This is a genomic window from Variovorax glucosi (assembly GCF_051216695.1).
Classification (GTDB): Bacteria; Pseudomonadota; Gammaproteobacteria; order Burkholderiales; family Burkholderiaceae_C; genus Variovorax.
This window is the reverse complement of the sequence record NZ_JBPJZE010000003.1, coordinates 554117-575123: the sequence shown is the minus strand read 5'-3', so window position 1 is coordinate 575123 and position 21007 is coordinate 554117. Positions and strand designations below refer to the sequence as shown.

Annotated in this window: 22 protein-coding genes and 1 pseudogene; 15 read left to right on the top strand and 8 right to left on the bottom strand. The window is 63.4% G+C overall.

Annotation, left to right across the window (positions count from 1 at the left end; genetic code table 11):
* The first annotated feature begins 53 nt into the window (after window positions 1–53).
* Entirely contained in the window at window positions 54–497 is a 444-nt protein-coding gene (locus ACSFA3_RS17410) for a flavin reductase family protein (protein ID WP_435506928.1), read from the top strand.
* 31 nt (window positions 498–528) lie between these two features.
* Complete coding sequence (locus ACSFA3_RS17405; RefSeq protein WP_435506734.1) at window positions 529–1590, top strand: NAD(P)H-dependent flavin oxidoreductase; 1062 nt, start codon at window positions 529–531, stop codon at window positions 1588–1590.
* A 12-nt stretch (window positions 1591–1602) separates the two neighbouring features.
* Here the strand turns inward: ACSFA3_RS17405 and pobA are convergent, their stop codons facing one another.
* Together pobA and ACSFA3_RS17395 are read right to left on the bottom strand one after the other, a co-directional pair.
* On the bottom strand, window positions 1603–2799 hold the full coding sequence (gene pobA / locus ACSFA3_RS17400) for a 4-hydroxybenzoate 3-monooxygenase (protein WP_435506733.1): 1197 nt from the start codon (window positions 2797–2799) through the stop codon (window positions 1603–1605).
* Between the two features lie 10 nt (window positions 2800–2809).
* Complete coding sequence (locus ACSFA3_RS17395) at window positions 2810–3820, bottom strand: Bug family tripartite tricarboxylate transporter substrate binding protein (RefSeq protein WP_435506732.1); 1011 nt, start codon at window positions 3818–3820, stop codon at window positions 2810–2812.
* A gap of 133 nt (window positions 3821–3953) precedes the next feature.
* Between ACSFA3_RS17395 and ACSFA3_RS17390 the strand changes: the two genes are divergently transcribed.
* The 8 genes from ACSFA3_RS17390 (at window position 3954) to ACSFA3_RS17355 (ending at window position 10652) form a co-directional block, all read left to right on the top strand.
* The gene (locus ACSFA3_RS17390) at window positions 3954–4853 is read left to right on the top strand and encodes a DMT family transporter (RefSeq protein WP_435506731.1); all 900 of its coding nucleotides are present in this window, start codon (window positions 3954–3956) and stop codon (window positions 4851–4853) included.
* Window positions 4853–6127: an arsenic transporter gene (locus ACSFA3_RS17385; protein ID WP_435506730.1), complete on the top strand. Its 1275-nt coding sequence runs from the start codon at window positions 4853–4855 to the stop codon at window positions 6125–6127. The genes ACSFA3_RS17390 and ACSFA3_RS17385 overlap by 1 nt, the downstream gene beginning before the upstream one ends.
* Before the next feature lies 1 nt (window position 6128).
* A complete protein-coding gene (locus ACSFA3_RS17380; protein WP_435506729.1) occupies window positions 6129–7067 on the top strand; it encodes a glutaminase in 939 nt (312 codons plus the stop codon).
* Between the two features lie 230 nt (window positions 7068–7297).
* Window positions 7298–7837, top strand: a complete 540-nt coding sequence (locus ACSFA3_RS17375; RefSeq protein ID WP_435506728.1) for a hypothetical protein — start codon at window positions 7298–7300, stop codon at window positions 7835–7837.
* Between the two features lie 214 nt (window positions 7838–8051).
* Entirely contained in the window at window positions 8052–8696 is a 645-nt protein-coding gene (locus ACSFA3_RS17370; RefSeq protein WP_435506727.1) for a hypothetical protein, read from the top strand.
* Between the two features lie 8 nt (window positions 8697–8704).
* The gene (locus ACSFA3_RS17365; protein WP_435506726.1) at window positions 8705–9286 is read left to right on the top strand and encodes a hypothetical protein; all 582 of its coding nucleotides are present in this window, start codon (window positions 8705–8707) and stop codon (window positions 9284–9286) included.
* A gap of 115 nt (window positions 9287–9401) precedes the next feature.
* Window positions 9402–9890, top strand: a complete 489-nt coding sequence (locus ACSFA3_RS17360) for a hypothetical protein (RefSeq protein WP_435506725.1) — start codon at window positions 9402–9404, stop codon at window positions 9888–9890.
* Between the two features lie 66 nt (window positions 9891–9956).
* On the top strand, window positions 9957–10652 hold the full coding sequence (locus tag ACSFA3_RS17355; RefSeq protein WP_435506724.1) for a hypothetical protein: 696 nt from the start codon (window positions 9957–9959) through the stop codon (window positions 10650–10652).
* Between the two features lie 319 nt (window positions 10653–10971).
* On the opposite strand, the gene ACSFA3_RS17350 is transcribed toward ACSFA3_RS17355, so the two are convergent.
* The gene (locus ACSFA3_RS17350) at window positions 10972–11313 is read right to left on the bottom strand and encodes a hypothetical protein (RefSeq protein WP_435506723.1); all 342 of its coding nucleotides are present in this window, start codon (window positions 11311–11313) and stop codon (window positions 10972–10974) included.
* 167 nt (window positions 11314–11480) lie between these two features.
* Here ACSFA3_RS17350 and ACSFA3_RS17345 point away from each other — a divergent pair.
* Together ACSFA3_RS17345 and ACSFA3_RS17340 are read left to right on the top strand one after the other, a co-directional pair.
* Window positions 11481–12693 (top strand): annotated as a pseudogene (locus ACSFA3_RS17345) (aminotransferase-like domain-containing protein).
* Window positions 12694–12752: 59 nt separating this feature from the next.
* Complete coding sequence (locus tag ACSFA3_RS17340) at window positions 12753–13070, top strand: hypothetical protein (RefSeq protein WP_435506722.1); 318 nt, start codon at window positions 12753–12755, stop codon at window positions 13068–13070.
* Here the strand turns inward: ACSFA3_RS17340 and ACSFA3_RS17335 are convergent.
* The 5 genes from ACSFA3_RS17335 to ACSFA3_RS17315 form a co-directional block, all read right to left on the bottom strand.
* Window positions 13060–13485 carry a hypothetical protein gene (locus ACSFA3_RS17335; protein WP_435506721.1) on the bottom strand — a complete coding sequence of 142 codons (426 nt, stop codon included), beginning with the start codon at window positions 13483–13485 and terminating at the stop codon, window positions 13060–13062. The genes ACSFA3_RS17340 and ACSFA3_RS17335 overlap by 11 nt on opposite strands.
* Before the next feature lie 107 nt (window positions 13486–13592).
* Entirely contained in the window at window positions 13593–14834 is a 1242-nt protein-coding gene (locus tag ACSFA3_RS17330) for a CaiB/BaiF CoA transferase family protein (RefSeq protein WP_435506720.1), read from the bottom strand.
* Window positions 14835–14878: 44 nt separating this feature from the next.
* Window positions 14879–15412, bottom strand: a complete 534-nt coding sequence (locus ACSFA3_RS17325; protein ID WP_435506719.1) for a hypothetical protein — start codon at window positions 15410–15412, stop codon at window positions 14879–14881.
* The gene (locus ACSFA3_RS17320) at window positions 15412–16752 is read right to left on the bottom strand and encodes a DUF6402 family protein (RefSeq protein ID WP_435506718.1); all 1341 of its coding nucleotides are present in this window, start codon (window positions 16750–16752) and stop codon (window positions 15412–15414) included. The genes ACSFA3_RS17325 and ACSFA3_RS17320 overlap by 1 nt, the downstream gene beginning before the upstream one ends.
* Before the next feature lie 74 nt (window positions 16753–16826).
* Window positions 16827–18026: an acyl-CoA dehydrogenase gene (locus tag ACSFA3_RS17315; protein WP_435506717.1), complete on the bottom strand. Its 1200-nt coding sequence runs from the start codon at window positions 18024–18026 to the stop codon at window positions 16827–16829.
* A gap of 194 nt (window positions 18027–18220) precedes the next feature.
* Here ACSFA3_RS17315 and ACSFA3_RS17310 point away from each other — a divergent pair, with 194 nt between their 5' ends.
* The 3 genes from ACSFA3_RS17310 to ACSFA3_RS17300 all read left to right on the top strand — a co-directional run bounded on the left by ACSFA3_RS17310 (window position 18221) and on the right by ACSFA3_RS17300 (window position 20877).
* Window positions 18221–19180 carry a LysR family transcriptional regulator gene (locus ACSFA3_RS17310; protein WP_435506716.1) on the top strand — a complete coding sequence of 320 codons (960 nt, stop codon included), beginning with the start codon at window positions 18221–18223 and terminating at the stop codon, window positions 19178–19180.
* 7 nt (window positions 19181–19187) lie between these two features.
* Complete coding sequence (locus ACSFA3_RS17305; protein ID WP_435506927.1) at window positions 19188–19589, top strand: phage holin family protein; 402 nt, start codon at window positions 19188–19190, stop codon at window positions 19587–19589.
* Between the two features lie 448 nt (window positions 19590–20037).
* Window positions 20038–20877: a LytR/AlgR family response regulator transcription factor gene (locus ACSFA3_RS17300; RefSeq protein WP_435506715.1), complete on the top strand. Its 840-nt coding sequence runs from the start codon at window positions 20038–20040 to the stop codon at window positions 20875–20877.
* The last annotated feature ends 130 nt before the right edge of the window (window positions 20878–21007 follow it).

Here is a 21007-nt window from a genome sequence, read left to right as displayed (position 1 = left end):
CACAGGCGCAACCGCCCTCCTTCTCGGCCGACGAATTCCGTCAGGCCCTCGGCATGTTCGCCACCGGCGTGACGATCGTCACCGCACGCGCCGCCGACGGTTCGCTAGTCGGATTGACGGCCAACTCCTTCAACTCGGTGTCGCTCGCGCCGCCGCTGGTGCTGTGGAGTCTCGCGCGGCGTTCGGGCTCGATGCCGGCGCTGGATGCCGGATCGCACTACGCCATCAACATCCTTTCGGCGAGCCAGAAGCATCTCGCCGAACAATTCGCCGGTGCGCGCGACGAGCGCTGGACCGGCGTCGAATTCACCGAAGGCATCGGCGGCGCTCCGGTGCTGGCTGGCGCGGCGGCGACTTTCGAATGCTTCAACCGCAGCCGCTACGACGAGGGCGACCATGTGATCTTCGTCGGCGAAGTGGAGCGTTGCGCCCATGTGGCGGGCGCATCGCCGCTACTGTTTCACGGCGGACGGTTCTACACGGAACACCCGCTCTAGTCGGCGCGCGGAAACGCGCGAAGGAGTTTTCATGGCGTCGACGACTTTTTCGGTTTCGTCGCGGCTTCGCGCCTGCCCGATCATCCAGGCGCCGATGGCAGGCGTGTCCACGCCTCGGCTTGCCGCCGCCGTGACGAATGCGGGAGCGCTCGGTTCGATCGCCATCGGGGCCGGTTCCGTCGATCAGGCCCGGCAGGCGATTCGCGAAACGCGCTTGCTTACAGACGGACCGTTCAACGTCAACGTCTTCTGTCACGCGCCGGCGCACCGCGATGTGGCACGCGAAACGGCCTGGCTGCAGCATCTGGCACCGCTCTTTGCGCAGTTCGATGCCGAGCCGCCGGCGGTTCTGCACGAGATCTACACCAGCTACATCGCCGACCGACCGGCGTTCGAAATGCTGCTGGAAGAGCGACCGGCGGTCGTGAGCTTTCACTTCGGGTTGCCGGATGCGTCGCAGATCGGCGCGATGCGAAGCGCTGGCATCCACACCATTGCCACCGCCACCAACCTCGACGAGGCCTGCCAGATCGAAGCGGCTGGCGTGGACGCCGTCGTCGCGCAAGGCATCGAAGCCGGCGGCCACCCCGGCATGTTCGAGCCGGACGCGACGGACGAGCGCCTAAGTACGTCGGTGCTCGTGCGGTTTCTGGTCGGCAAGCTGCGGGTCCCCGTCATCGCAGCGGGCGGCATCATGGACGGCCAGGGCATCCGGGCCGCGCTGGCGCTGGGGGCGACGGCCGCACAGCTGGGCACCGCCTTCGTGCTGTGCCCCGAGTCGGCAGCCAACGACGCCTACCGCGAAAACCTGAGCAGCGCCCGGGCGGGCAATACGCGTCTCACGTCAGCCGTGTCGGGACGCCCGGCGCGCGGCATCGTCAATCGCCTGATCGCACACGGCGACGCCCTGCCCGCCGTGCGGCCTGCCGACTACCCGCTCGCCTACGACGCGGCCAAGCAGCTCCATGCAGCAGCAGCCAAGAAGGGCGTGCACGAGTTCGCTGCGCATTGGGCCGGCCAGGGCGCTCCGCTTGCCCGCGCAATGCCGGCGGAGCGACTGGTGCTCGAGTTGATGAAGGAACTCGGGCGCTGACGCTTCTGCGACTTACTGAACAGAGTGGATGCATCCGTCCAGGGGCAGCCCGACGTAGTTCTCGGCCAGCGACGTCGACGCGGCCCGCGACGCCACCAGATAGCCCAGCTCGGCTTCCTGGATCTTCTGCCCGAAAGCGCCCGTCTCCGGGAACCGGTGCATCAGCGAGGTGAACCACCAGGAAAACCGCTCGGCCCGCCAGACTCGCTTCAGGCAGCGCTGCGAATAATGGTCGATGCCGGCGCTGCTGGATTCCCGGTAGTGATCGGTGAAGGCATCGAACAGAAAGCCGACATCCGACGCCGCGAGATTGAGCCCCTTGGCGCCCGTCGGCGGAACGATGTGCGCCGCATCGCCGGCCAGGAAAAGCCTGCCGAAGCGCATCGGCTCGGCCACGAAACTGCGCAGCGGCGCGATGCTTTTCTCGATCGACGGACCCGTCACCAGACGCTCGCGCGCCTCCGGATCCAGGCGCAGCCGCAACTCGCTCCAGAACGCGTCGTCGCTCCAGTCGCCGATCCTGGCCTCGCTCGGCACCTGCAGGTAGTAACGGCTGCGCGTCTTGCTGCGCATGCTGCATAACGCAAAACCGCGCGGGGTGTTGGCGTAGATGAGTTCGTCGCACACGGGCGGCGTGTCCGTCAGCACGCCGAGCCATCCGAACGGGTAGACGCGCTCGAAGGTCTGCAGGGCGGATCCCGGGACCGACTGGCGGCTGATGCCGTGATAACCGTCGCAGCCGGCGATGAAGTCGCACTGCAGCACTTCGCGCTTCCCGTTCCGGCTGAAATGCACTTCGGGCGCGGCTCCGTCGATGTCGTGCAGGCTGACTTCGCCGGCGTCGTAAAGCGTCGTCAGCCCCGCAGCCTCGCGAGCCTCCATCAGGTCGCGTGTGACCTCGGTCTGCCCGTAGACCATGACGCGCTTGCCGCCCGACAGTTCATGCAGATCGATGCGGTGCCGGCGGCCTTCGAACAGCAGCTCGATGCCGTCGTGCGGCAGACCTTCGGCATGCGCGCGCTGGCCGACACCCGCCGCATCGAGCAGGTCGAGCGTGGTCTGCTCCAGCACGCCCGCACGGATGCGGCCGAGCACGTAGTCGCCGTTCTGGCGCTCGACGATCACGTTGTCGATGCCGGCGGTATGCAGCAGCTGGCCGAGCAGCAATCCGGCCGGGCCCGCTCCGATGATGGCGACTTGCGTTCGCATTCCTGCCGACTCAGTCCAGCGACACGTTGGCCGCCTTGATCACCTCGGCGAAGCGCTTCGACTCGCTCTGCACGAAGGTGTCGAACTGGGCGCGCGTGGTCGGGAAGGATTCGTAGCCGAAGCTCTTGAACTTCTCGATCACGTCCGGTTCGGCCAGTGCGGTCTCGATGTCGCGCCGGATCCTGTCCGCGACCGGTGCGGGCAGTCCCTTGGGCACGGCCAGCGCATTCCATCCGATGACCTCGAAACCCTTCGGCCCGCCCGATTCCGCGACCGTCGGCACATCCGGGAACGCGGCGGTGCGGGTCGGCGACGCCGATGCGAGAAAGCGCAGCTTGCCCGCGCGCTGAAGCGGGCCGGCAGTGGCGGCGCTGCCGAGCGCGAAAGCCAGTTCGCCGGTCGCCACAGACGTGTAGAGCTGCGTGGTTTCCTTGTAGATCACATGCTCCATCTGCGTGCCGGTGACCGATTCGAACAGCTCGGAGCCCAGATGCACCGGATTGCCGACCGACCAGGAGCCGTAGTTCAGCTTGCCGGGATGGGCCTTGGCATCGGCGATGAGGTCGCCGACCGTCTTGTACTTGCTGTCGCTCGCGACGGTGAAATAGAAGTAAGTCTTGAAGAACGGCAGCAGCGTGTCGAAATCCTTGGCCGGGTCGTAGGGCAGCTTCTTGAACAGCGACGGGTAGGCGGACAGATGCACGTTGTCGAGCACGATCAGGTCGGTGCCGTCCTTCGCGCCGCGCTTGAAAGCCTCGATGGCGATGAAGCCGTTGCCGCCGGGCCGGTTGTCGACGACCACCGGCTGGCCCCAGGCGCGGGAAAGCTTGTCGGCGACCAGACGAGCGACGCCGTCCGGCCCGCCGCCCACCGGGAACGGCGTGATGATGCGCACCGGCTTGGTCGGGTATGTCGAGGATGCCTGCGCCGACGCCGTGCCCGGCGCGACCGCAATGGCGGAAGCGACTGCGAATGCCAAGCCGAAAGAGGCCAGCGCGGTATGAACGGATCTGAATGCCATCGAGTTCCCCAAAAGAGAGAGGCACGGTATCCGATCGCTGCGATTTCCGCCTTCTGGCCTTCCCTAAGCGCAGTGCAAGGCACGGCCGCGCCGCTACCATCTGACCCCGCTCGCCTGCCCCCGGAAATCCGTTTTGACCGACCGAAAAAACCATCTCGACCCCCGCGCCACCGGCATTCTTGTCGCCTGCTGCGCTTTCTGGGGGCTGCAGCAGATCCTCATCAAATCCACGGTTCTCGAAGTCCCGCCGATGTGGCAGGCGACGCTGCGGATGACCGGTGCCGTCGCGCTGCTGCTGCTGTGGTGCCAGGTCAGGGGCGTGAGGCTGTTCGAACGCGACGGCACGCTCGCTTCCGGTCTGCTGGTCGGCGCGCTGTTCGCCGGCGAGTTCGTCTGCATCTATGTCGGCCTGCAATACACCGCCGCCTCACGCCTCACCGTCTTCCTGTACACCGCGCCGTTCGTCGTCGCGCTGCTGCTGCCGCGCATCGTGCCGTCGGAGCGGCTCGGCGGATTGCAATGGCTGGGCCTCGGGCTGGCTTTCTTCGGCGTGGTGGTGGCGTTCGGCGAAAGCTTCAGTCACGCGGTCGATGCACGGCAATTGCATGGCGATGCGCTGGGGCTGGCCGGCGGCGTGCTGTGGGGCCTGACGACGCTGGCGATCCGCAGCGGCAGGCTGGCGACGGCCAGCGCCGAGAAAACCTTGTTCTATCAACTCGCCGTCACCGCGGTCGTGGTGCCGATGATGTCGGTGCTGCTCGGCGAGACACGCGGATTCAGTTATTCCGCTCTCGCCTGGGGATCGATCGCGCTTCAGACCGCCATCGGCGCTTTCGCCAGCTACCTGGCCTGGATGTGGCTGCTGCGGCATTACCCGGCCACCCGTATTTCTTCATTCACCTTCCTGACGCCACTCTTCGCGATGGCGTTCGGCGTGGTGTTGCTCGACGAACCGCTGACCTTGCAACTGGTGCTCGCCATGGTCGGCGTCGGCGTCGGACTGCTGCTGGTCAACCGAAAGAAGATCGCCTGATGTCGCCTGCTTCCTATGCCCACATCGCCACCTGGGCCGTGGCGGCGCTCGCGACGGCGGGCGTCATCGTCCGACCGGGCAAATGGCCGGAGGCGGTCTGGGCGGTGGCCGGCGCGCTGGTGCTGGTCGCCGCGCAGTTGCTGCCGTGGCGCAGCGCGGTCGACGCGGTCGGCAAGGGGCTGGAGGTCTATCTCTTCCTGGCCGGGATGATGCTGGTGTCGGAACTCGCGCGACGCGAAGGACTGTTCGAATTCCTGGCCGCGCGCGCCGTGCATTACGCACGCGGTTCGCCGACGCGTCTGTTCATGGGCATCTACGGCATCGGCGTGGTTGTAACGGTGTTCATGTCGAACGACGCCACCGCCGTGGTGCTGACGCCGGCCGTCTACGCCGCCGCCAGGAAGGCCGGCGCGAAGCCGCTTCCGTACCTGCTGGCCTGCGCCTTCATCGCGAATGCGGCGAGCTTCGTGCTGCCGATCTCCAACCCGGCCAATCTGGTGATCTTCGGTGAGCACCTGCCGCCGCTCGGCCGCTGGATCGCGCAGTTCGCGCTGGCGTCGGTCGCGTCGATCGTCGTCACGTATACAGCGCTGCGCTGGCTGCAGCGCGACGCGCTCTCTGCACCGATAGAACGCGACATTCCGCAACCTACGCTGTCCGCCTCCGGCAAGCTGGCCGGCGCCGGCATCGCGCTGGTGGCGCTGGTACTGGTCGCGACCTCTGCCATGCACGGCCCGCTCGGCGCGGCGACGCTGGCCGCCAGCACGCTGGCATCGGTCGTCGTGATGCTGAAGAAGCGCGAATCGCCGGTGCATGTGTTGCGCGGGATTTCATGGAGCGTGTTCGCGCTGGTCGCCGGCCTCTTCGTGCTGGTCGAAGGGCTGGCGCATTCCGGATTGATCCAGCTGATCGCCGAGGCGCTGCGCGACGCGGCTGCGACATCGCCCACCGGCACCGCGCTCGGCAGCGGCGCGCTGGTCGCGGTGCTGTGCAACCTGATGAACAACCTGCCGGCCGGATTGATGGCCGGCTCGGTGATGACGAGCGCCGACGCATCGCCGCTGATACGCAGCGCGGTGGCCATCGGCATCGACCTGGGACCGAACCTGTCGCTGACCGGCTCGCTCGCCACGCTGCTCTGGCTTGTCGCGATCCGGCGCGAGGGCGAGAACGTGACGGCATGGCAGTTCCTGCGCGTCGGCGCGGTCGTGATGCCCGCTGCGCTGGTGGCGGCGCTAGGTGCTCTTTATATGCAGAACGCAATCTGGCACTGACATGAAGCAACTGAACCTCCAGTCCGTCCTCGACGAGATCACAGCGGAGATCCGGCCGTTTCTCGGTGACGACTGCGCCGGCAAGGTCGCCAGCTACATACCGGCGCTCGCGCGCGTTCCGGCCGGCCGGTTCGGCATCGCGCTGCGCACCTGCGACGGGCAGGAGTTCTGCGCCGGCGACGCGGCGACGCCGTTCTCGATCCAGAGCGTGTCGAAGCTCTTCACGCTGACCATGGCGATGCAGCACATGGGCGAAGACCTGTGGGAGCGCATTGGCCGCGAGCCGTCGGGAAATCCGTTCAATTCGCTGGTGCAGCTGGAGAACGAGCAGGGAAAGCCGCGCAATCCGTTCATCAATGCCGGCGCCATCGCGGTCGCCGACCGGCTGGTGAGCCGGGCCGGTTCGGACGGCGCCTGCAGCGACATCCTGAGGCTGATGTCGGATCTGGCCGGCGAGCCGATCGGGTTCGACGAAGAAATCGCGGCATCCGAGGCCGCGACCGGTTTCCGCAACGTCGCGCTGGTCAATTTCATGAAGAGCTTCGGCAAGATCGACAACGAGGTCGCCGCCGTGCTGGACCTGTACTTCCACCAGTGCGCGATCCGCATGAGCTGCATCCAGCTCGCCCGCGCCGCGAACTTCCTCTGCCGCGACGGCGCCCATCCGTTCGACGGCCGACAGCGCATCGTCACCGACCGCCAGACCCGCCGCATCAACGCGCTGATGCTGACCTGCGGCACCTACGACGCGGCCGGCGACGTGGCTTTCCTGATCGGCCTGCCGTGCAAGAGCGGCGTCGGCGGCGGCATCGTCGCGGTGGTGCCGGACCGGCTCACGCTGTGCGTCTGGTCGCCGGCGCTCGACGCAACGGGCAACTCGCTGCTCGGGATGAAGGCGCTCGAAAGTTTCGTCGCGCACACCGGACTGTCGATTTTCTGAACGCCTGAACGAGCCGGCTCCAACCAGCCTGGCGTTTCAGACAACTCCTAATCAGAGCGGGCTTGCGGGCCCAGACATTAGGCGTCGCCACTCTCCGGCGCCTAGGAACAATCCGACCTTCCTCGGCAGCGACCGATCGTCGCCGCAACGCCTGTCATCCCTGACCGTTACGCCTGTCGCGGCCTGAGAGTTGCGAAATTCTTCCTCAACCCTCACCAAGGACAATCCGCATGACCGTCACTTCCACCGCTTCCCTTCGAACAGGCACCGCCACTGCATCGCCTGCAACATATACAAGTCTGCCCGGCAAAATCGCCACCGGCGGGTTCACTCGTTCGTTCGAAAGCGAGAAGTCGGCGCCAGTCGATCAGCAGCACAAGGACGAGCGACGCATCCAGCCGCGCATGCATGGCGGTGCCCTCAACCGATTGTTCAACGCCGCCCCCAACCAGGGCGAGCGCGCGAAGGCGACCCGGGAACTGAAGTTCCTGGAGAGTTTTTACAGACAGCGAGTTCAGCCAGGCCATCCGCTCAATTTTTCGACTTTCGGAAAGCCCGCTTCGCTCAGCACCGGCGAAGGTCAAAGCCTGGTCCTGCGAGGCAAGGCTTCTGCAAATCCACAAGAACCTTCCGGCGTCCTACGCTTCAAGAACGGAAAGATCGATTACGCCTTCCTGGATTCCGGTGCACCCATGACCGCGAGGCAGCAAATGAACATGGTGTCCGCCTCGTACGACAAGATCGCCTTGGCACTGCTCAACAAACGCTGACCCGTTCTGGATGCCAGCGCGCGCAATCCGCACGCTGTGCATCCGTTTTCCATTTCCCGTTCCCAGGCGCCCGACGCGGCGGGGCCGTCGATTTTTCGACGCTGGAAGCAGGCGCCAACCGGCGCCAGGAACATTCAGATGGCTCCTAGGCAATCGACGGGCACGCGGCACGACATTCGATGCTCTTTCCAACCCCAATGCCGAGGAACACCACATGTCCATCATCAACGCGAAGGCGCTCGCTTCCATCCCATCGAGGGATGTGAGGCTGAACGACGCAAGTCCACAAAAACAAGCGGAACCGTTCTCCCGGAAGGCAACCGTCGCCGACGTCATCAAGGCCGAAACTGCGATGAATACCAACCGTGCAGAAGTCACGACGGCTGCCAAAAAGCCACCTTTCAGCGCGTTGGCCACCGAGCTGTGCGGTGCCGGCGACAAGCTCCGGCTCCAGCTCGACAAGAACGGCGTCAAGAATCCAAGCTACCTGGGTAGCTATTGGGGCAGCACCGTTCACAGCAATCCGGCGAACAGCGAAGTGGTTGTGCGCCATCTGCGAGTCAAGACAGGGCTTCTCGATCGTTCGACAGGCGGCAAAGACGCGCTGGTGCAGAAGGACAAGTCACTCAACCTCCAGAACTTCGACAACATGTGCCAGGTCAAGAAGGACGGGCGGATCATCTTCAACGGTGAAACCCTGACCACGGCTCACCCAGACCATGTGCGCGTCCTAGAAGCGCTCGACGCCGTACTGAACAAGGTCTCCAACGACAAACTGAATCGTTTCGGTTTTGTCCACAGCGCGAGAGACCTGCCATGGCTCCCGGGCTCGCAAGGCCACTCCAAGTACGTCGACTGAAACCTGCCATGTCGATTCCATCGATCCGACCGGCTGCCAAGAGCAGCCAACCCGTCGTCCGCGAAATCACGGACGGCAAAGCGAATGCGCAGGTTGCTCCATTCGCCCGGGAAAAGCCGATCAGCGGCACCGAGGGCCCTGCGCGCACCGGTCGCGCGCGATCCGTCGAGCCAACGCCGTTCAAGCCGCTGGCGAGAGCCCTCTGCGCCGCCGGCGCCGACCACCATGCCAGGCTCGTGGAGCGTGGCGTCGGCAACCCGACCTACCTCGGTAGCGACAAGGGCGGCTGGACCTACTTCAACAAGGCGAACGGAGAGCTCGGCATCTGCAACCTGCATCTCGGCCACGGTATTCTGGGTCTGGGCGACTATGGCACCACCTGCATCGTGAAGAAGGACGGCCGGATCATCTTCAACGGTGAAACCCTCACCATGAACCACCCGGAAGCGCAAAACATCCTCGCAGCGCTCGATGCCCTGCTACAGAAAATCGCCTCGGACGACCTGCCGCGCGGCAGCATCATCGGCGGCAACACACTGCCGCCGCCGTGGCATCCGGCTTCGATCCATTTCCCCGAGTACGTCGACTGAGCGACGCAGCGCAGCGGGCGTTCATGGTGCGGTCGCTGCTCGACATGATGTCGACGATGATTCTCAAACGCGCCTGATCCCAAAGGGCTCGGCGGGCGTAGTACCGTCGGAGGCTATGACCGACGACTACGAACCCATTCAGGAACCCACCCGCTGGCGCGACGAACTCTGGACCGCCCAGGTCCAGAAGAACGAAGACGACGACGGCTGGGCCGTTTCCATGACTCGCCTCGGCGATCCGGAGCCGGCACTGATCGGCCCCTGGACCATGGGCCGCGACAAGAAAAATCCCAAGCCGCTCGATGCGCCGGCCTTTCATACGCTGGTGAAGACCGCGTCCGAGGTGCTGCGCCGACATGAGCAGCAACTGCACGCGCAGCTCAACAAGCAGGTCTTCGTCGGATACGGCTCCGAGACCGTCCGCGTCGCGCTGCGCATCGTGCCCGACGAAGAGAACCCCTACGCCATCCTCAGTGCGAAGGACGCCCAGGGCGATCCGCTCGGCGAGGTACGCGTGGCGCCAAACTTCAAGCTCGATGCCGCCAGCGCGGAAGCGTGGATCGCCAGCGGCTACGAGACGCCGCGCAACGCACGCATGCGCTGAGACGGTCCGACGGCCGCGGCGCGAGGAACATTCGGATGGTTCCTAGGTGGTCGACAGGCAGATGGCATGACATTCGGTCTCGCCAACACCAAAGCCGAGAAGCACCCCATGTCGATCATCAGCACGAAAGCCGGTCCATCCAACCCGCCCACCACACGGAGCATCCATGACGCCAAGGCGCCGACGCGGCAGGCGACGTCGTTTCTCAAGCCGCTGACTGCCGCCGAAGTCCTCTCGAGCGGCCAAGTGACGAGGGCCGAGCATGTCGCAGCCACAACCGCCGGCGAGTCGACGCCTTTCAAGGACCTCGCCACCAAACTCTGCGGCGCTGGCGACAAACATAGAGCCTTGCTCGCCGAACGCGGAATCAAGAATCCGGCTTATCTGGGAATCAACTGGGGCAGCTTTGTCTACAGCAACCCGAAAAACAGCGAGCTGGTGGTGCGTAACCTGCGTATCAAGCCAGGACTCTCCGACCTTCGAAGCGCCGCCAAGGACGCCCAGCAGCCGAACAGGGACGGAATACTCAACATGCAGAACTTCGGCAACCTCTGCCAAGTGAAGAAGGACGGGCGGATCATCTTGGACGGCGAAACAGTGACCAAGGATCACCCCAAACATGCGCAGGTGCTGAAGGCGCTGGACACCTTGCTGTACAAGATATCCACCGACACCCTCGACCGGAGCAGCTTGTTGGCAGCCAACCCGAAGAGAATGCCCTGGGTTGCGGGGGCGCAGGGCAACGACAAATACGTCGACTGAGATCTGCCGTAGATGGCCCGCCGCGCATCCATCATGCGCAGCCCGTCGCACCCACGCCGTTCAAGGCGCTCGCCAAGGCACTCTGCGGTGCCTGCGCCGTTCACCGGCGGCGGCTCATCGACCAGCGCGGCGTCCACAACCCCATCCACCTCGGCAGCGAGAGGGGCGCATGGACGGACTACGACATCACCGTCCTTGTCGAGAACGACGGCAGGATCACCCTCGACGGTGAAACCCTGACCAAAGACCATCCGGACGCGCCGCGCGTTGTGTCCGAACTGAAGGGTCTGCTGCCGCCGTGGGAGCAGGAACAGGCGATCTAAGAGACGCCGCGAAACACGCGCATGCGCTGAGACAGTGCGGCGGCCATCCAGCGGCAGCGCGTCGCGAGCGTCACGCCGGCTTCGCGATAACGCACCAGTTCGACGGGCACCTCGCCTGCGGCGACGATCTCTGTCCAGCCGTCCAGCGACGGCCTGAACGCCTGGCCCTCAAGCACCCGGGTCTGCCCGGCCAGCATTCGCTCGCCCAGCCACAGCGGCGGCGCACTCAGCGTGATCGCACCCTTTTCGACGACCAGCGTGGTCCGGCAATCGAGGTGCAGACGAAGTGCCTGTCCGCACTTCAGGCTGGTGCGCAGGGCGGGAGTGGAATGGGTCATGGCGCGTCCTTTCAATGCATCGATCATCGGCAGCGCAGGCATGCCGCAACAGGCACAGCGGACGGCTTTGAACGGCACAACAGAGCGCAATTCGAATCGTCTGTTATGGTGCTTTCGAGCCGAATCTGCATCTGTTCCGCCCGCTATCGGCGCAGGATCATCGGTGCATGACCATGTCTGTCGACACGCCCTCCCCGCTCTACCGCCGTCTCGCAGGCCACTATCGCGGCGCGATCGAGGCCGGCACATTGCAGCCCGGCGATCGGATGCCGTCCCTGCGCAACCTGATGCGGCTGCACGACGTCAGCCTGTCGACCGCGCTGCAGGTCTGTCGCACGCTGGAATCCGATGGCTGGGCCGAAGCACGCGCACGCTCGGGCTACTTCGTGCGTCGGCCGCAACGCCTGCGCATGAAGCCGACGGAAGAGCCCCAGACCGGCCTCGCGCCCGATCCGGCGCAGTACGTCGGCGTGCATGCGCGCGTGTCCGACTTCGTGGCGCGCCGGCGCGCAGCCGACGTCAAGCTCAACCTGTCGATCGCGCGCGCGGCGCCGCAGTTCTATCCAGCCGACGCATTGCGTGCCGCCATGACGCGCGCATTGCGCCTGCATCCCGAACTGCTGACCGGCGTACCGCCGCTGCAGGGCGATCCGCATTTCCGTGCCACGCTGGCCAGGCGCGCGGTCGCTGCCGGCATGACGCTGGCGCCGGAAGATGTGCTGGTCACCAACGGCTGCATCGAGGCGCTCAATCTCGCGCTGCGGGCTGTCGCCCAGCCCGGAGACGCCGTCGCCGTCGAATCGCCGACTTTCTACGGGCTGCTCCAGGTGCTCGAAAGCCTCGGCTTGCGCGATCAAGTCATGGGACCGTACCGGCAACGTGATGCACTGCGCATCGATGCACAAGATCCTGGCGCCGGGCATGCGCCTCGGCTGGATCGCGGCCGGGCGCTGGCAGGCGCGCATCGAGATGCTCAAGTACACGCAGACCCGCAACAACGAGGTGCTTTCGCAGATCGGCGCCGGCGAGTTCATGGCGACCGGCGCCTACGACCGCCACCTGAAGCGGTTGCGCGCGGCGCTGAGCGGCCAGCGCGAGCGCACGGCGGAGGCGATCGCACGTTACTTCCCGGCGGGCACGCGGCTCAATCTGCCCGGCGGCGGGCTTCAACTCTGGGTCGAAATGCCGCGGCAATGCGGTTCCGGTGCTGTTTTCGAAGCTGCGTTGCGCGAAGGCATCCTGGTCGCACCCGGGCTGCTCTTCTCGAATTCGTCACGCTGCGACCACTTCCTGCGACTCAATTGCGGCTGGCCTTACGACGCAGAGATCGATGCCGCCATTCGACAACTCGGTGCGATTGTCGGTAGGCTGTCCGAATGATGAAACGCGCCCTGCTCAAATCCGTCTCCTGTTTTCGCTCAGCGACCGCTGTTCTTGGCATGTGCGCTGCCTGCGTCGCCAGCGTCGCCGCGCTCGCGCAGACACCCAAGATTCCGTTCAAGAGCGATGACCAAGGCAGCCTGTACGTGAGCCCGAACGTGATCTCAAACGACGTGGCAACCGAAACCAAAGGCGCGACGGTCGGCGTCGAGCGCAAGGACGGCAGCTCGACCTACGGCGGCGTCGACACCGCCGGCGCGCGACCGATTTACTCCGTGGGCGGCGCCACCGGCGGCAGCGTGTCCTATTCGGCCGGCGTGCAATCGGACGGCAAGGACAACAAGGGCGTCAAAGCCGGCGTGACGATCAAGTACTGAGTCCGAGCAGCACGGCTTTCTGCATGGCGGCGACATCCCTGGCACTTGCATTTCCGGTGGGCGAGCACATACCGCCCATGATCAACATGCCGATACCCCGCTGCGGAAAGTCGACGTAAAGCATGCCGTCGCCCGCCTCGGTGATTTTTCCGCGAACGCCGGAAACGTCGAACTCGAAATTGCGGCTGAACTGGCCGCCCGGCGGCACCTTCGCATCGAAAAGCGTCTGCACCCTTTCCTGAAAAGTAGCCGATTCGTCGGATCGGTCCACGCTCGTCGCGCGCACAGGGCTTTCGCTCGCCCGCTTGAAGACAGGCGATTCGTGGCGCTGGTGAGACAGCGGCGTCGCAGCTGCATCCGGGTTTCTGACGGCTGTGATCGCAGCGATGCCGGAAACGGTATTGACTGAACTCATGCGATGGCTTTCGAAGATTGCGCGGTGGAGAAACTCGTCGCAATCTAGAAGACCTCGTCACCGCACCTCCTAGGATCATTCCTAATCCGTGCGGCTGGTTGCAGCCGTCAGATTGCGCCGGCCTTGCGCAGCGCGGCGATCTGAACGGCATCGACGCCCCATTCCGCCAGCACTTCTTCGGTGTGTTGTCCCAGCGAAGGCGGCGCGCGGCGCAGCACCGGCGGCGTGGCCGACAGCCGCAGCGGACTCGCGACGCCGACGATGCTTTCGATGCCGTCGCCCAGCGCGGCGCCGTCGCGCGGCAATGCCACCGCGAGTCCGCGCGCCTTTACTTGCGGATCGTCGAAGGCCTGCGCGATGTTGTTGATCGGCCCGCACGGCACGGCCTTGTCTTCGAGCAACGCGATCCACTCGCCGGTTGTGCGTGTGCGAGTGACGTCCTGCATTGCCGGAATCAGCACTTCGCGGTGCTTGACGCGCAAGGTGTTGGTGGCGAAGCGCGGGTCCGCGGCCCATTCGGGATGACCCGCTGCCTCGCAGAAACGCACGAACTGCCCGTTGTTGCCGATGGCCAGCAGCATCGCGCCATCTTGCGTCTGGAAGTCCTGGTACGGCGCCAGGCTCGGATGGCTGTTGCCCTGGCGCTGCGGCACGCTGCCGGTATTGAGAAAAGCGCTCGCCTGGTTCGCGAGGATCGCCATGCCCACGTCGAGCAGCGCCATGTCGATGTGCTGCCCTTCGCCGGTTCGATGCCGCACCTGCAGCGCCGCGAGAATCGCGGTGCTCGCGTAGACGCCGGTGAACAGATCGGTCAGCGCGACGCCGACCCGCAGCGGACCGCCGCCGGGCACGTCGTCGGGCCGGCCGGTGATGCTCATCATTCCGCTGGTCGCCTGAATCATCAGGTCGTAGCCTGCACGCGCGGCATGCGGACCGTCGTGCCCAAAGCCGGTGATGCTGCAGTAGATAAGCGCCGGGTTCACCGCGCGCAGGGTTTCGTGGTCGAGGCCATATTGCGCGAGTCCGCCGGTCTTGAAATTCTCCACCACGATGTCGCAGTCCGCCGCCATGCGCTGCAGCAGCGCCTGGCCTTCGGGCGTCGCCATGTCGATGGTGACCGAGCGCTTGTTGCGGTTGCACGCGGTGAAATAGGTCGCCTGGTCGGTGTCGTTGCCGTTCGAATCCTTGAGGAACGGCGGGCCCCAGCCGCGCGTGTCGTCGCCGACACCGGGGCGTTCGATCTTCACGACATCGGCGCCGAGGTCCGCGAGGATCTGCGTGCACCACGGGCCGGCGAGAACGCGGGAGAGATCGAGGACCTTGATGCCGTCGAGTGCTGGTTGTGTCATTGGGAACGGTGATAAGTCAATTGAATTGGGGTCGCGGATGACAGTCATGGGAGTTTTGCGCGGAGTTGGTCCCAGCGGGTCGGTGGCAATGCGAATTCAGCATTGCCATCTGCCACACCGACACTCAGATAGTCGGGTGCCCAGTACACGATATTGAAAGAAGGGTTGTAGAAGTCCCGCTCGGCTAAAACACGGCCATCCACCGTCGACCGGAGACGTACAAAACCTTCCGTATCTGCGTTTTGCGGCAAGCCTGCTGTCACGCACACCAAGGCGTCGTAGGGCCCGTATGGCGATGGGCCTTTGACTGTGCACTCGCTTGGCGGAGCGTTTGCACGCAAATGCGCAGCTTGTAAATAGTAGGCAACATCGGCCCCCAAAATCACTGAGGCAAATAGCAGGCCCGCACGGACGGTCCGCTGCTTGCGCCGCCCGCTTTCACGCAAGACATAGGACGGAGCTTTTAGCGCCAGTATCAATAACAACGGGATGCTCCACATCCAATAGCCCCAGCGCACGTACTCTTCATCGGGGAAGTGCCACGCGAAAATTTGCTCCAGAAAGCGCCAGATGTGCATCAGAGGCTCACAAGCAACTCTTGAGGCAATCGGACTTTTCGGGCATCGGTATATGACAGAAAATCTCCACCTCGATTATGTTTGGCCCGCCAGTCGCGAAAGCTTCTGTTTGAGACGGGATACATGATCGCGCTCTTTTCGTAAATACTTCGCTTGATGTCGGCCAAGGGTGCGCCGATCCAAGAACCAAGCCCTTTTCTGTAAATGGAAGGCAGCGGTGCAAGGTAGACTCCATCCTCGTTCCAGTGCCCTAGGTATTGGGACTGTTCTTGATCTTTATCCAAGAACGAATACGAATCGCGCACGTAAAGATAGATCGATTTCACTCGCGCAACGCGGGAGACGGAACTGAAAGACACTTCGCCTAAAGCTGCGTAAATTGAGAAGGCACCAAGGGCTCCTGTCAGATCGTCCGGCGCTTTGATCGCACCGGCGCGTCCATCAATCCACAGAAAGAACTTCTCGGAAAGTTTCGCATCGATACTGATTTTTTGAAACTGGAAATCCGAGTGCAGGCGGTGAATATCCAGCCCGCTGGATGTCATTCCATCGATTGAGGCAAACGTGCCCGACTGACGTCTTATGAAGGCAGATAGCCGCTTCTTTATTTCCACACGTGCAGTCGGCTTGTAAACTGCATCCGACAACAAATCGTCATACGCCTTCTGTGCACGCTGGAAGGTCAACACCCAGTCAAGCGTAATGATGTTCTTATCAATCATGTCTGACGCATAAGGATTGCCGTACTGATCAATTCCTGCTACTAAATCCTCTCCGGTTTTAGAGTAATTTTCCGAACCTGCAAACCAATATCGCATCATCCGCGCAGACACCGGCAACTTGAGCTTCTCCATTGCATCCGGAATCTGCTGTATATCAAAAGGCGGAATGATCGGTGCAGCAGATGACTTCTGAATTGCTGGCGCAGGCAAAGGCGCAGATAACGCCGCCGGCTTCGGTGGCAAGAGCGGCGGAAACGGCTTGTTCCACCACGTACGAACACTTTCGGCAACCCGTAGAGCCTTCATCAACCGCAACGCATCGCTTTCTGCCTGCGTGAGTGGCGTCTTTGCGGGCGGGTTTGCTGCAGAAATCAATGTCGCAGCTGCAGATGCCGGAATCGGCGGACTACGCAACGGCGGCGGCGCCTGATCCAGTGAAAGCGCGGCCTGCGCCACCACCGCGCAACCCTCTTTGTCGGATACGACACAGGCCACCCACGTGTAGGTCCACCAACTCCGCGTGTAGTACGTAATCGGCCGCGCCGACCTGCTCAACACCACCCGGCCGTTCTTGCCGAACTCGTACCGGCCCAGCTCAGTCACTGTCTCGTTGCTCATTTGTTCGCCCTGTCTGCGCGCCTTATAGGTCAGACCCAAGGCGCCAACAGACACGGGACGGGAGCAACTGAGACTTAGTTCGCGAAAGCAGCAATACCGGTAATCGCGCGGCCCAGGATCAGCGCGTGAATGTCATGCGTGCCCTCATAGGTGTTCACCACTTCGAGATTCACCAAGTGCCGCGCCACGCCGAACTCGTCGCTGATGCCGTTGCCGCCCATCATGTCGCGCGCCAGCCGTGCGATGTCCAGCGCCTTGCCGCACGAATTGCGCTTCATGATCGACGTGATCTCGACTGCAGCCGTGCCTTCGTCCTTCATGCGGCCCAGGCGCAGGCAACCTTGCAGGCCCAGTGCGATCTCGGTCTGCATGTCGGCCAGCTTCTTCTGGATCAGCTGGTTGGCTGCGAGCGGGCGACCGAACTGCTTGCGGTCCAACGTGTACTGGCGTGCGCGGTGCATGCAGTCTTCGGCGGCGCCGAGTGCGCCCCAGGCGATGCCGTAGCGCGCACTGTTGAGGCAGGTGAACGGACCCTTGAGCCCCTGCACTTCCGGGAAAGCGTTCTCCTCGGGGCAGAACACGCCGTCCATCACGATCTCGCCAGTGATGCTCGCGCGCAGACCGACCTTGCTGTGGATGGCTGGCGCGCTCAGACCCTTCATGCCTTTTTCCAGCACGAAGCCGCGGATCGGTCCGACCGCGCCGGCTTCGCTCACTTCCTTGGCCCAGACCACGAATACGTCGGCGATCGGGCTGTTGCTGATCCACATCTTGCTGCCCGACAGCGAATAACCGCCCGGCACTTTCTTGGCCCGCGTCACCATGCTGCCCGGATCGGAGCCGTGATCGGGCTCCGTCAGGCCGAAACAGCCGATGAATTCACCCGTCGCCAGCTTCGGCAGGTATTTCTGCTTCTGCGCCTCGGTCCCGAATTCGAAGATCGGCACCATGACCAGCGAACTCTGCACGCTGGCCATCGAGCGATAGCCGGAATCGACGCGTTCGACTTCGCGCGCGATCAGGCCATAGGCGACGTAGTTCAGGCCGGGACCGCCGTATTCCTCGGGAATCGTCGGGCCGAGCAGGCCGAGCGCGCCCATTTCGCGAAAGATCGCCGGATCGGTCTCGCCGCTGCGAAAACCCTCGACCACGCGGGGAAGGAGACGCTCCTGGCAATACGCATTCGCCGCATCGCGAATCATCCGCTCGTCGTCGTTGAGTTGCTGGTCGAGCAACAGCGGATCGTCCCAGTGGAAAGCAGCTTTGGTAGCCATGGTGTTTGTCTCCGGAGGTCGGTGGAAATTTGGGCGACGGTGACTGCCGCGCGATGAACCGATCGTAGCGACGCTCCTTCACCGGTGCAAACGAGTCTTTCGAACCCAGATATGCGTACGGAGAATGTCTGGCGCTTGAGCCGATCGCCCTAAACGCTTTTAACGGGCCTGCTAGTCATACACTTCCAGCATATATGGGCCGCAAGATTCCCCCGCTCCAGACTTTGCTCTGTTTCGACGCAGCCGCGCGTCACGAAAGCTATACGCGTGCAGCGCAGGAGCTGTCTCTGACGCAAAGTGCCGTGTCGCGGCAGATCGGCACGCTCGAATCGTTTCTCGGCGTCGCCCTGTTCCGGCGTACGCGGCACGGCGTCGCGCTGACGGCAGGCGGCGCGGCATATGCACGGCAGATCGCAAGGCGCCTCGAGGCCATGGAGCGCGACACGCTCGACGCCATGGCCCATCTCGACGGCTCCGGCACCGGCGGCGCGCTGTCCCTGGCGGCCGTGCCGACTTTCGCGACGCGCTGGCTGCTCCCGAGACTTCCCCGATTCGCGGCGCTGCAACCGGACACCGTCGTTCACCTCGAAACCCGCACCCGCCCTTTCCTTTTCGGCGACACCGAATTCAATGCTGCGCTCTATGCCGGCACGCGGGCGCAGGTCGAAGGCTGGGCCGGCACCGAAGCCACGCTGCTCATGCGGGAAGACGTGATCCCGGTCTGCAGCCCGGCATTCCTGCGCGCTTCGGGAACGACCGGAAACGCCTTGCCGCCGGCCGCCATTGCGATGCTGCCGCTATTGCAGCAAAGCACTCGGCCCGACGGCTGGCGGCAGTGGTTCGACGCGCAAGGCGTCGAAGCGCCGCTGGCCCGGTCCGGGCCACGGCACGAACTGTTCTCGATGCTGGCCACTGCCGCCGCGTACGGCATGGGCGTTGCGCTGATCCCCACGCTGTTGATAGCCGACGAACTGGCACGCGGCGAACTTGTGATCGCCTGCAACCGTCCGTTGCGTGGCGAACGCAGCTATTACTTAGTCACGCCCGAGCGCGCCGACCCGCATCCCGTATTGGCGCTGTTCAGGGACTGGCTGGTCGCGCAGGCCAAAGCTGACGCCGCAAATGCCGCAGGTGCCGCATACCCCCCGATATGATCGCCGGATGCTGCAAAACCTGACTCCTTTCCTTGTGCACTGGGCCATCACGGCACTCGCACTCTGGGCCGCAAGCTTTCTTTTTCGCGGCATCAAATTCGACAGTACCGGCGCGCTCGCGATTGCAGCACTGCTCCTGGGTTTTGCCAATGCGGTCGTCAAGCCACTGCTCATCGTCCTCACGCTGCCGTTGACGCTGCTGACCTTCGGCCTCTTTCTGCTGGTCATCAATGCATTGATGATCCTTTTGGTTTCGGCGCTGGTGAGAGGTTTCCGGGTCTCGGGATTCTGGACAGCGCTTTTCGCAAGCATCTTCATCTCGCTCCTGAGCATCGCCATCGGGTCGCTCGTCGGCGGCAGCGATCCGGCAACCACGATCCAGATGCCCCAAAGCGGCAACTGGTTGTAGACGAACAGCTGACCGGCGAAGGGGTGCCGGGGTGCCGGGGTGAAGGGATGAAGGGGTCAAGGCAAGCCCCTTGCTGCATCCAAAGGTCGGCGCCCGTGATTTTGCAAGTTCCCAGACGCATCTCCGACAGAGTGGATGCACGGCTTTTGGGAACAAAGTGACATCTCGGCAATTCGGACTCCTACGAAACCGGTAACCTCGAATTTCGCTGGTGCTGTCAGGCGAAATAGCGAATTGCCGGTCGTCCGAATCTGAACTTAACTGTCCAGTAGACCTCCCGTCTGAATACGGGAGTTCATCATCGGCCTGTTCAAACAGCGCCTGCACCACAAAAGCATTAATTCAAAACGGTAGGAAAATCTTTCTTCCTTTGCCGACAATCGTCCGTTCCCGGCACAAATTGCTTCAATTCTGAACAATTAATTAGCCAAGTTTTTGCACCCACTTCATGCAAGACCTCATAACTCCCGAGCCCCATGTAGCGTCGCGCGACAAGAAGCCAGATGTCGGCAGCGAATCGACTGTCGCCAATGCCCGTCCGACACCGGCAGAAAATGCGGTTTCGGTGCTCTTGGTCGACGACGATCCGTATCAATTGGCGCATCTGGCCTCGCTGGTCAATCAGCTTCGACCGGAGTGGCGTGTGGCTGCACAGCTTTCTTCCGTCGTGAACATCGCCACGGTGCTGGACACCGTCCAACCCGACCTGTGCATATTCGACGTTCTGTTCCCGGGCACTACGAGTCTTGTCGTGGTTCGCGAATTAGGCGACATGTGTCCCGTCATCTTCGTGACCGGCGACCCTCTTTTTGCAGCGGAAGCCTTCGATTGCGACGCCGTCGACTACATCATGAAGCCCGTGCGCGCCGAAAGATTCGAGCAGGCCCTGCGCAAAGCGGAAGCGCTGCTGGCTTCGAGATCTGTCGAACTTGCAAAAACACCCGAAAGCGCGCCCGCAGGCTTCACGTCCATCCGTTTCCTGCGCGGCCAGGATGTCGTCTGGAGCGCACTGCGCGAGGTCCGCTATTTCCAGGCACAACGCAAATACACACGCGTCGTGCTCAAGGACCAGGAAGGGCTATTGAGGCTTGGGCTGACGAACGTGCAGCAGCATCTGAGACCCGCTGAATTCTTGCGTATCCATCGTGGTTTCGTCGTCAACGTCAATCACATCGAGAACGCACGAAGAGACGACTTCGGCCGATTGGTGGTTCGGGTATCGGGTCGCGATGACAAGCTGATCGTTTCCAAACCGTACGAACGCTTCTTTCGCGATGGCTTCAGCTGAATCGAAGTCGGAACGCGTCAAAAAAATCAGAACGATTGATTAGGAGAAATCCGAGCGTTTTCGAAGACGGCCGACCATATTCTTGCAGGCTGGCCACGGACGCAAGAGACCGAGCTTTTCATTCATATTT